General features: G+C 50.2%; 8 protein-coding genes. 2 read left to right on the top strand and 6 right to left on the bottom strand.

What is annotated here, in order from left to right:
- Positions 1-87 precede the first annotated feature (87 nt).
- The 4 genes from adiC to melR all read right to left on the bottom strand — a co-directional run bounded on the left by adiC (position 88) and on the right by melR (position 6022).
- Positions 88-1425, bottom strand: coding sequence for an arginine/agmatine antiporter (gene adiC, locus ACJHXA_RS10540; protein WP_000093154.1), 1338 nt, complete (start codon positions 1423-1425; stop codon positions 88-90).
- A 136-nt stretch (positions 1426-1561) separates the two neighbouring features.
- Positions 1562-2323 carry a DNA-binding transcriptional activator AdiY gene (gene adiY, locus ACJHXA_RS10535; RefSeq protein ID WP_001217059.1) on the bottom strand — a complete coding sequence of 254 codons (762 nt, stop codon included), beginning with the start codon at positions 2321-2323 and terminating at the stop codon, positions 1562-1564.
- A gap of 324 nt (positions 2324-2647) precedes the next feature.
- Entirely contained in the window at positions 2648-4915 is a 2268-nt protein-coding gene (adiA, locus tag ACJHXA_RS10530) for an arginine decarboxylase (RefSeq protein WP_001307519.1), read from the bottom strand.
- Positions 4916-5113: 198 nt separating this feature from the next.
- Positions 5114-6022, bottom strand: coding sequence for a transcriptional regulator MelR (gene melR / locus ACJHXA_RS10525; protein ID WP_001090758.1), 909 nt, complete (start codon positions 6020-6022; stop codon positions 5114-5116).
- Between the two features lie 282 nt (positions 6023-6304).
- On the opposite strand from melR, the gene melA reads away from it, so the two are divergent.
- Complete coding sequence (gene melA, locus ACJHXA_RS10520; protein ID WP_000988031.1) at positions 6305-7660, top strand: alpha-galactosidase; 1356 nt, start codon at positions 6305-6307, stop codon at positions 7658-7660.
- Positions 7661-7762: 102 nt separating this feature from the next.
- A complete protein-coding gene (gene melB / locus ACJHXA_RS10515) occupies positions 7763-9184 on the top strand; it encodes a melibiose:sodium transporter MelB (RefSeq protein WP_000028114.1) in 1422 nt (473 codons plus the stop codon).
- Positions 9185-9322: 138 nt separating this feature from the next.
- On the opposite strand, the gene ACJHXA_RS10510 is transcribed toward melB, so the two are convergent.
- Both ACJHXA_RS10510 and fumB read right to left on the bottom strand, forming a co-directional pair.
- A complete protein-coding gene (locus tag ACJHXA_RS10510; RefSeq protein WP_000198740.1) occupies positions 9323-9952 on the bottom strand; it encodes a DUF2238 domain-containing protein in 630 nt (209 codons plus the stop codon).
- Positions 9953-10074: 122 nt separating this feature from the next.
- Positions 10075-11721, bottom strand: a complete 1647-nt coding sequence (gene fumB, locus ACJHXA_RS10505) for a class I fumarate hydratase (protein WP_000066681.1) — start codon at positions 11719-11721, stop codon at positions 10075-10077.
- Between the last annotated feature and the right edge of the window lie 30 nt (positions 11722-11751).

Raw genomic sequence — 11751 nt, 5'->3', positions numbered from 1 at the left:
AACAAAGTGCGCATATGCTCGCAAAGCAAAATTAAGCCAACCTTAAGTTCTTAAGGTTGGCTTTTATGTTTGCTGGATTAAGGGGAATTAATCTTTGCTTATTGGTGCATCTAAGGGATACGGGTTTTTATGTAGCCGGTTGTAATTCAGCGCATACATGGCGGTGATGACCATCAGGGTGACAAATGACCACATAACCTCTTTCGCTCCGGACCCCACCACGGCCCAGATGCAGTAGAGGAAGGCAATGGTAGTAACTGCCAGATATGCCGGGCGTGCTTTACCAAAGTGACCGTGTCCGAGCAGCAGTAACGCCGCACAGGTGTAAAGATATGGCACCAGTGTAAAGATGACCGAGACGGAAGAAACCAGACCGAACTCTTTGGTCGCGTTTGGTGAAATGCTGCTGAGCTGGAAGATGGTCATCAAAATACCGACGATAATCAGCCCCGCCACTGGCGTACCCGCTTTATTTACACGGGCAAAAATTGGTGGGAACAGTCCGTCATCGGCAGCGGCTTTCGCCGTTTGACCCGCCAGCAACGTCCAGCCGCCCAGTGAACCTAAGCAACCCGCAGCTGCGCAGAAGGAAACAATGGCCCCGGCGGTGTCACCCAACGCCATCCGTGCGGCATCACCGAATGGCGAAGCAGAAACGCGCAGTGCGGCATTAGGGATCATCCCCATAATCGCGGTGGTAGAAAGTACATAGCAAACGGCGGCAATCAATACCCCACCAATGGTGGCGATAGGGACATTGCGTTTCGGGTTTTTCACCACACCTGCGGCAACGGAGGCACTTTCCACACCGATGAACGACCACAGCGTAACGTTAAGGGTACTTTGAATTGCACCGAAGGTGCCCAGGCCGCTGACGTTCCATGCCGCCATATAGGTTTCACCACGGAACCAGAACCAGCCAAATACGGCAATCCCGACGATGGGGATCAGCGCCAGCACGGTGGCAACTGCCTGCACACGGGTGATCATTTTCGGACCGACAATGTTCAGCAGGACGAAGATCCACAGCACCACGACGCAGGTGATGGTTAATACCAATGGATCTTTCAGAATCGGGAAGAAGTAACTTAAATATCCTACGCCAATGACCACCATGGCGATATTGCCGATCCAGCAGGCCAGCCAGTAGAGGACGTTGGTTTGATAACCGAGAAACGGGCCAAAGCAGCGGCGGGCGTAAGCGTAAGAACCACCAGGACTTGGGTCGAGGAACGACATTTTGGCGTATACCATCGAGAGCCCCAGTGCACCGATAATCGTCACCAACCATCCATAAATGGCAATCCCGCCAGTAGAGGCCAGGTTTGCAGGTAACAGAAAAACACCTGACCCCATAATATTCCCCGACACCATCAGGGTGACGGGGATTAAGCCCACTTTGTGAGCATCAGCATCCGAAGACATAATTAAACTCCTGCGAAGGCGAGCTTCGTGACAATAAATTACGTCATATCATACGCCTGCATTCGATAGTTGAATTATTATCGACCGGGTTATCGCTGATGCCGTTATTAATATAGCTCTTCGTTAAGGTTAAAAATCAGGCGACAGTGCGTTCTCTGTGCTGACTAACATAATGCAGCGGCGTCATACCGTAGAAGTCTTTAAAGACAGAAATAAAGTACGACGTACTGTTGTAGCCGCAGGACTGTGATACCTGAGAGATATTTTTACCGTCCATCATTAATTCATTTACGGCATAACGCATGCGGCAGGTGGTGATTATTTGGCTATAACTGGTGTTTTCGCTTTTCAACTTTTTCTTTAACAGACTTGGGCTAAGACATAAACAACTGGCTACCATACTAAGATTCCAGTCTTTGTGAATATCGCTTTCAATAATTTGATAAACGCTGTCACTTACACAATTACGTAACATATACATCATTAATGAAAGGAATTTTTTACTGTCGAGAAAACGGGATAGCACCGTGAATAATAATGCGCGTGTTCGTTCCTTTTCTGACTCAGTTTCTGCGGGCATCATGCTGTGTTGCGCGGCAACGCGAAAGACGTCTGGCGTCAGGCATGGCAGGGTGAGTATGGGCGTAGCGCTACGTTGCCATACTGGTATTTGCGAGAGATCTTTATTCAGAAACCGGAGGTAATCTTTGATGATGTCGTGACTAATATGAGCAACCAAAGTGTTGTTAAGAGAGGAGACGTCGATAATATTATTTTCACAATTTAATAACGCCATATGGTTAGCTTTAAGGCTAATAGGTTCTTTCCCATTCACCCTTATCCAGACATCTTTTTCAGTCAATAAAACAATACAAGGTTGGTCGCTGCAAATCCTCATACATGTACTCCTGAGTGCAAATAAAAGACCAGTTCTCGCTAAAGCAAAGCGATACCGGGAAATGGTTATATAATTGTATGATGAATATAAACATGCATAAAAATAACGAGTTTTACTAATATTACAAATTTTTATAGTAATTTCTCATGTACATATTTTTTTACAGGATAAATAACAGGCAAAAAAAAGCGCGGGGTGGGGCCGCGCAAAAAGTATGACATTTTTGTTTGCAGCAATTTTTATGAAAACGTTGCCATACTCAAAAGGCCTAAGGCCAGGCGGCGTAATGTTATTTAAACAATTACGCCTTCAGCGGAATAGTGGTTACGCTTTCACGCACATAACGTGGTAAATACCGTCAATAATTTCAGTCCCTTCAGTTTCGTGTTCAAATCCAGGGAAATGGTGGTCCCAGGATTGCAGCGAGCGTAAATAACTTACTTGCGGACTGTTTTTATCGCCGAAGTTTTCACCAGACAGCAGCATCGGGATTCCTGGCGGATACGGGATAACTGAGTTTGCCGCGATGCGTCCTGGCAGATTTTCAATGGATACCAGTTCGACATTGTTGTCGACAATCGCGTTGTACGCTTCACGCGGGGTGATTTCCGCCATCGGCAGGCCGGAATAGGCTTCGTTCAACCGTGCGCCAGGGTTGTTTTCTTTCAGCCAGGCAAACATGGTGTCACCCAGATCGTGAATCCCCATGTTCGCGTAAGTGTCAGGATATTGTTCAACAAGTTCCGGCATCACCTGCGCCAGCGGTGTGTTGGCGTCATAGTGGCGTTTGAAGGAGCAAAGGGTGTTAACCAGAGTCCCCCATTTCCCACGGGTTACGCCCATAGAGAACAGGAACATAATTTGGAAGTCAGTGGTGCGGGTAGGCACAATGCCGTGGCGACCAAGCCAGGCAGTGACCAGCGCCGCCGGAACACCGGTTTCTTCCAGTTCACCATCTTCACCCATTCCCGGAGCAAGGATGCTGACTTTAATCGGGTCGAGCATACTCCAGTTATCCGGAATATCTTTGAAGCCGTGCCAGCTTTCGCCCGGATGCATTACCCAGCAGTCCTGAACGGTGGTCAGCAGTTTGGTTGGTGCGTCAGCAAAGTCATAGGTTTTGCCGGTTTGTGGGTCGGTGACGACTTCTTTGTTCCACGGTTTGAAGAACCAGCTACCGTCAGCGGTGAACTCTTTATACAGCCGCGCCATCGCCTGACGGAAATCAACCGCTTCGTCGATCACTTCCTGCGTCAGTGACAGGCCGCTGTTGCCGTCCATCATCGACACCGCCACGTCGTTGGATGCGCAGATGGCATACAGCGGGGAGGTGGTGGCATGCATCATGTAGGCCTGGTTAAAGCGGGAGAAGTTAATCGCCCCACGACCTTCACGTACATGAATATAAGAAGCCTGTGAAAGCGCATTCAGCAGTTTGTGGGTGGAGTGGGTGGCGAAAACGGTAGGACCGTTGTGATCGCCAGGTTCGCCGCGCATGGCATAGTGATCGGCATAGATCGGGTTGAAACGTGCATAGCCGTACCAGGCTTCGTCAAAGTGCAGACGATCGGAGGTTTTTTCCAGCAGATCCTGCGCTTCTTTAGCGTTATAACACACGCCGTCATAGGTGCAGTTGGTCACCACGCAGTAAGACGGTTTTTGCCCAGCTTTGTCTTTAGTCAGCGGGCTTTCACTGATTTTCTTCTGCAAGGTTTCAGGTTGCATTTCCTGCGGATAGATTGGCCCGATAATGCCGTAGCGGTTGCGGCTTGGCACCATGTAGACTGGTTTCGCGCCTGTCAGCATCAAGCCTTGTTCGATGGATTTATGGCAATTACGGTCAACGACCACGACATCGTTATCGGTCATGCAAGCCTGCATGATGGTGCGGTTAGAGCCGGAAGTACCGACGACTACCGACCAGGAGCGATCGGCACCAAATACGCGTGCGGCATATTTTTCGCTTTCGCCAAATGCGCCAGTATGGTCAAGCAAAGAACCGAGGGAAGTTCGTTCGATGCCCATATCGGTGCGGAACAGATTTTCTCCATAGTAGTCATGGTAGAAACGTCCGGCGGGTGTTTTGGTAAAACCAACGCCGCCCTGGTGGCCTGGCGCTGCCCAGGAATATTCATGGATGTCGCTATATTTCATCAGCGCGCTGAACAGTGGCGGCAACAGCTGCTGGCGGTAGCGGGTCATCGCGGCAACAGCGCGTCCGGCGATAAAGTCGGCGGTATCTTCCAGAATCCAGGCGAATTCATCGACAAGCTCCAGCAGGTCGCGATCCATTGCGGCGAGGGCTTTTTCCCGATCGCCCAACAGGAAGACCGGCACGTTTTGTTGGCGCTCATGAAGCTTACCGATCAATTGTCTGACGTTTTGATGTTCGTCCGGATGTTCCATTTGATAACTGAACATCAGGCAGTCAATGGCTTCGTTTGAAGAGAGAATGGCAAAACCATCATCAAAGGAGGTGGATTTAATCACGGTAACATTTTGCTGGCTTAAAGCATCTGCCAGACGCTCAACGGCGTTACCGACCCAGGTGTCTTGATGGAGAAACTCGCTTTCAACAATTAATACTTTCATCATTGCTTACCCGGTTATGAAGGAATCTTCGTTGCGGGCAAGTATCTTCCGGCCTTTTCGGGCTGTAAAGCGCGTGAAAAACAAACATTTTTGAAATATTTATTTTTATAAACAATGCGTTATGTGATTATTTTAAATTATTTTCACTGCTTATTATCGACGGCTAAACTATTTTTTTGGCTGATACTGATATCGTCTTTAGCCGGGAAACGTCTGGCGGCGCTGTTGGCTAAGTTTGCGGTATTGTTGCGGCGACATGCCGACATATTTGCCGAACGTGCTGTAAAAACGACTACTTGAACGAAAGCCTGCCGTCAGGGCAATATCGAGAATACTTTTATCGGTATCGCTCAGTAACGCGCGAACGTGGTTGATGCGCATCGCGGTAATGTACTGTTTCATCGTCAATTGCATGACCCGCTGGAATATCCCCATTGCATAGTTGGCGTTAAGTTTGACGTGCTCAGCCACATCGTTGATGGTCAGCGCCTGATCATAGTTTTCGGCAATAAAGCCCAGCATCTGGCTAACATAAAATTGCGCATGGCGCGAGACGCTGTTTTTGTGTGTGCGCGAGGTTTTATTGACCAGAATCGGTTCCCAGCCAGAGAGGCTAAATCGCTTGAGCATCAGGCCAATTTCATCAATGGCGAGCTGGCGAATTTGCTCGTTCGGACTGTTTAATTCCTGCTGCCAGCGGCGCACTTCAAACGGGCTAAGTTGCTGTGTGGCCAGTGATTTGATCACCATGCCGTGAGTGACGTGGTTAATCAGGTCTTTATCCAGCGGCCAGGAGAGAAACAGATGCATCGGCAGATTAAAAATCGCCATGCTCTGACAGGTTCCGGTATCTGTTAGTTGGTGCGGTGTACAGGCCCAGAACAGCGTGATATGACCCTGATTGATATTCACTTTTTCATTGTTGATCAGGTATTCCACATCGCCATCGAAAGGCACATTCACTTCGACCTGACCATGCCAGTGGCTGGTGGGCATGATATGCGGTGCGCGAAACTCAATCTCCATCCGCTGGTATTCCGAATACAGCGACAGCGGGCTGCGGGTCTGTTTTTCGTCGCTGCTGCACATAAACGTATCTGTATTCATGGATGGCTCTCTTTCCTGGAATATCAGAATTATGGCAGGAGTGAGGGAGGATGACTGCGAGTGGGAGCACGGTTTTCACCCTCTTCCCAGAGAGGCGAGGGGAGCGTCCGAGCATCATGAGGCCGAAAACTCTGCTTTTCAGGTAACTTATTACCATAAACTCAGATTTACTGCTGCTTCACGCAGGATCTGAGTTTATGGGAATGCTCAACCTGGAAGCCGGAGGTTTTCTGCAGATTCGCCTGCCATGATGAAGTTATTCAAGCAAGCCAGGAGATCTGCATGATGACTGCACCCAAAATTACATTTATCGGCGCTGGTTCGACGATTTTCGTTAAAAATATTCTTGGTGATGTGTTCCATCGCGAGGCGCTGAAAACGGCGCATATTGCCCTGATGGACATTGATCCTACCCGCCTGGAAGAGTCGCATATTGTGGTGCGTAAGCTTATGGATTCAGCAGGGGCCAGCGGCAAAATCACCTGCCACACCCAACAGAAAGAAGCCTTACAGGATGCCGATTTTGTCGTGGTGGCATTTCAGATTGGCGGTTATGAACCTTGCACGGTGACTGATTTCGAGGTCTGTAAGCGGCATGGTCTGGAACAAACCATTGCCGATACGTTGGGGCCGGGCGGTATTATGCGCGCGCTACGTACCATTCCGCATCTGTGGCAAATTTGCGAGGACATGACGGAAGTCTGCCCCGATGCCACCATGCTCAACTATGTTAACCCAATGGCGATGAATACCTGGGCGATGTATGCCCGCTATCCGCATATCAAACAGGTCGGGCTGTGCCATTCGGTGCAGGGAACGGCGGAAGAGCTGGCGCGTGACCTCAATATCGACCCAGCTACGCTGCGTTACCGTTGCGCAGGTATCAACCATATGGCGTTTTACCTGGAGCTGGAGCGCAAAACCGCCGACGGCAGTTATGTGAATCTCTACCCGGAACTGCTGGCGGCTTATGAAGCAGGGCAGGCACCGAAGCCGAATATTCATGGCAATACTCGCTGCCAGAATATTGTGCGCTACGAAATGTTCAAAAAGCTGGGCTACTTCGTCACGGAATCGTCAGAACATTTTGCTGAGTACACACCGTGGTTTATTAAGCCAGGTCGTGAGGATTTGATTGAGCGTTATAAAGTACCGCTGGATGAGTACCCGAAACGCTGCGTCGAGCAGCTGGCGAACTGGCATAAAGAGCTGGAGGAGTATAAAAACGCCTCCCGGATTGATATTAAACCGTCACGGGAATATGCCAGCACAATCATGAACGCTATCTGGACTGGCGAGCCGAGTGTGATTTACGGCAACGTCCGTAACGATGGTTTGATTGATAACCTGCCACAAGGATGTTGCGTGGAAGTAGCCTGTCTGGTTGATGCTAATGGCATTCAGCCGACCAAAGTCGGTACGCTACCTTCGCATCTGGCCGCCCTGATGCAAACCAACATCAACGTACAGACGCTGCTGACCGAAGCTATTCTTACGGAAAATCGCGACCGTGTTTACCACGCCGCGATGATGGACCCGCATACTGCTGCCGTGCTGGGCATTGATGAAATATATGCTCTTGTTGACGACCTGATTGCCGCCCACGGCGACTGGCTGCCAGGCTGGTTGCACCGTTAAAACGCGACTAAACGCTACTGCGCCGGGGGATTTATTCCGGCGCACACCTCTGACGATACCAATAACAGAAGGCGGGCGTTGGTAACAGCGACCCGATACCCTATGAGCATTTCAATGACTACAAAACTCAGTTATGGATTTGGAGCGTTCGGGAAGGATTTTGCGATCGGCATTGTGTATATGTACCTCATGTATTACTACACCGATGTCGTTGGGCTGTCTGTGGGTTTGGTCGGTACTTTGTTTCTGGTGGCGAGGATCTGGGATGCTATTAACGATCCGATTATGGGATGGATTGTAAATGCTACGCGATCGCGATGGGGTAAGTTCAAACCCTGGATCCTGATCGGTACGTTGGCAAACTCTGTAATCTTATTTCTCCTCTTTAGTGCGCATCTGTTTGAAGGTACTACTCAGATTGTCTTTGTTTGCGTGACCTACATCCTCTGGGGCATGACTTACACCATTATGGATATTCCCTTCTGGTCGCTGGTTCCAACCATCACGCTCGATAAACGTGAGCGCGAACAACTGGTTCCTTATCCGCGTTTTTTTGCCAGTCTGGCAGGCTTTGTTACGGCAGGTGTGACGCTACCATTTGTTAATTATGTCGGCGGTGGCGATCGGGGATTTGGCTTTCAGATGTTCACTCTGGTACTAATCGCCTTTTTTATTGTTTCAACCATCATCACTCTGCGCAATGTGCATGAAGTCTTTTCGTCAGACAATCAACCGTCTGCTGAAGGAAGCCATCTGACACTTAAAGCCATCGTTGCGCTAATTTATAAAAACGATCAGCTTTCATGCCTCTTGGGTATGGCTCTTGCTTATAATGTAGCCAGCAACATTATTACCGGATTTGCTATCTATTATTTCTCATATGTTATCGGTGATGCGGATTTGTTCCCCTATTATCTGTCGTATGCGGGAGCTGCTAACCTGGTGACGTTAGTATTCTTCCCACGCTTAGTTAAATCATTATCCCGACGCATTTTATGGGCCGGAGCATCTATTCTTCCGGTGTTAAGCTGTGGTGTTCTCCTGTTAATGGCATTAATGAGCTATCACAACGTCGTCCTCATTGTGATTGCGGGTATTTTGCTGAATGTGGGAACGGCGCTTTTCTGGGTATTACAGGTCATCATGGTGGCAGATACCGTTGATTACGGTGAATATAAACTGCACGTACGCTGTGAAAGTATCGCTTACTCCGTGCAGACTATGGTGGTGAAGGGCGGTTCAGCCTTTGCGGCTTTTTTCATTGCGGTTGTGTTAGGGATGATTGGCTATGTACCGAATGTTGAACAGTCTACGCAAGCCCTATTAGGTATGCAGTTTATTATGATTGCTCTACCAACTCTGTTTTTCATGGTAACGCTGATTCTCTACTTCCGTTTCTATCGCCTCAATGGCGACACGCTGCGCAGGATCCAGATTCATCTGCTGGATAAATATCGCAAAGTACCGCCCGAGCCTGTTCATGCTGATATTCCGGTCGGTGCAGTGAGTGATGTGAAAGCCTGACGTGGACAATAGCTAACGAAAATGGCCTGATGCGATATGTTTATCAGGCCACGTCTTAATGTAATGCTTTGGATTTGCAAATTTTGTAGACCGGATAAGGAATTCACGCCGCATCCGGCATCAACAAAGCGCACGTTGTTATCCGGTTATCAAGCCAAAGCGCCGTAGCTGGCGGCAATGAAAGCGAGCGAGGAATATCACCGTCGTTAATGCGCCAAGCAGCGCGCAGAACATATCGGATTGCGTGTCCCACTGGTCGCCCTGGGTGCCGAGAAAATCATCCGCTCCCTGGCCCATTGCCAGCGCCGCCCACCACTCGATTAATTCATACATCGCGCTTATCGCCAGCGCCACGCAGCAGACCAGGAACGCCACCATTTTACGTCCGCGCACGTACATCCCGCGAACGAGAATTTCTCGTGCCACCAGTGCAGGCACCAGCCCCTGGAAAAAATGCCCCAGCTTGTCATACGGATTACGGCTCAACCCTAACCATTCCTGCACCTCAAAACCAACGGGGACTTTCGCGTAGGTGTATTGTCCGCCGACCATCAGGATGATGGCGTGAAAGAAAATGAGCGTATAGAGCAGCGGCGTTAACGGATAACGTTTCGCGGTGGCAAGGAGTAGCGGCACGACAATAATCACCGGTGTCACTTCCATCAGCCAGGTGAGTTTGTCATGGGCCGAAATGCCGGTATAAATCAGGATTAACGTTAGCGCCAGTGCGCCGGTGTTAAGAATTAACGGCTTGAGTGTGCGGGTCATGGTGAGTTCGCAAGTCAGGGAAAATACTGACTATTCACCAGCAAGCGTGAAATTACAATCGCAAAAGAGGTGGCCCAGGGGGATCACCTGGCAGCATGCTGCCAGGCGCTGGGCCGAAGAGGTTACTTAGTGCAGTTCGCGCACTGTTTGTTGACGATCTGCTGGAAGAAGTCGTTACCTTTGTCATCGACCAGGATAAACGCCGGGAAATCTTCTACTTCGATTTTCCAGATAGCTTCCATACCCAGCTCCGGATAAGCGACGCATTCCAGATGCTTGATGCTCTGCTGCGCCAGTACCGCCGCCGGACCGCCGATGCTACCGAGGTAGAAGCCGCCGTGTTTATGACACGCGTCGGTAACCTGCTGACTGCGGTTACCTTTCGCCAGCATGATCATGCTGCCGCCGTGGGATTGCAGCAGATCCACGTAGGAGTCCATACGGCCTGCGGTGGTTGGGCCAAGTGAACCTGATGGATAACCGGCAGGGGTTTTCGCCGGACCCGCGTAGTAGATCGGGTGATCTTTGATGTACTGCGGAAGTTCTTTACCGGCGTCAATCAGCTCTTTCAGCTTGGCGTGTGCAATATCTCGGCCCACGATAATGGTGCCGGTGAGCGACAAACGAGTGGATACCGGGTATTGCGAAAGCTGGGCGAGGATCTCTTTCATCGGGCGGTTAAGGTCAACTTTCACCGCTTCGCCTTCACCGGCCTGGCGCAGTTCTTGTGGAATGTACTGGCCTGGGTTGTGTTCCAGTTTTTCGATCCAGATACCTTCGCGGTTGATTTTCGCTTTAATGTTACGGTCAGCGGAGCAGGAGACGCCCATGCCGACCGGGCAGGATGCGCCGTGACGTGGCAGACGGATAACGCGAATGTCGTGCGCGAAGTATTTACCGCCAAACTGCGCGCCAAGACCGAGTTTCTGGGCCTCTTCCAGCAGTTCCTGTTCCAGCTGGACATCGCGGAACGCCTGACCATGTTCGTTCCCTTCCGTCGGCAGTTCATCGTAATAGTGAGCGCTTGCTAACTTGACGGTTTTCAGGTTGGTTTCCGCAGACGTACCGCCAATCACAAACGCGATATGGTACGGCGGGCAGGCTGCAGTACCGAGGGTACGCATTTTCTCGACGAGGAAGTTTTTCAGTTTGCCGGGAGTCAGCAGGGCTTTGGTTTCCTGGTAGAGATACGTTTTGTTGGCAGAGCCGCCGCCTTTCGCAACGCAAAGGAATTTGTACTCATCGCCATCTACCGCGTACAGGTCGATTTGCGCAGGCAGGTTAGTGCCGGTGTTGACCTCTTTGTACATGTCCAGCGCCGCATTCTGTGAATAGCGCAGGTTATCTTCGATATAGGTGTTATAGACGCCTTTCGACAGCGCTTCTTCATCACCGCCGCCGGTCCACACGCGCTGGCCTTTTTTACCGACGATGATCGCGGTGCCGGTATCCTGGCAGGTCGGCAGCACGCCTTTGGCGGCGATTTCGGAGTTTCTTAAGAATTGCAGCGCCACGTACTTGTCGTTTTCGCTGGCTTCTGGATCGTGAAGAATAGCCGCAACCTGTTTCTGGTGTGCCGGGCGGAGCATAAAAGAAGCGTCGTGAAAGGCTTGCTGCGCCAGCAGGGTCAGGGCTTCTGGTTCCACTTTCAGGATGGTTTCGCCGTCGAAGTCGGCAACGCTAACGTAATCGGAAGTGAGTAGATAGTATTCGGTATTGTCTTTCCCCATCGGGAAAGGTGCCTGGTAGATAAAGGGTTTGTTTGACATAGCTTCCAGCCTGTAACTCTGTATTTGTTA

The organism is Escherichia sp. WS33, assembly GCF_046486385.1.
Lineage (GTDB): Bacteria > Pseudomonadota > Gammaproteobacteria > Enterobacterales > Enterobacteriaceae > ECMA0423.
Note: the sequence above shows the minus strand (reverse complement) of the source record. Positions and strands in the feature narration are given on the sequence as shown.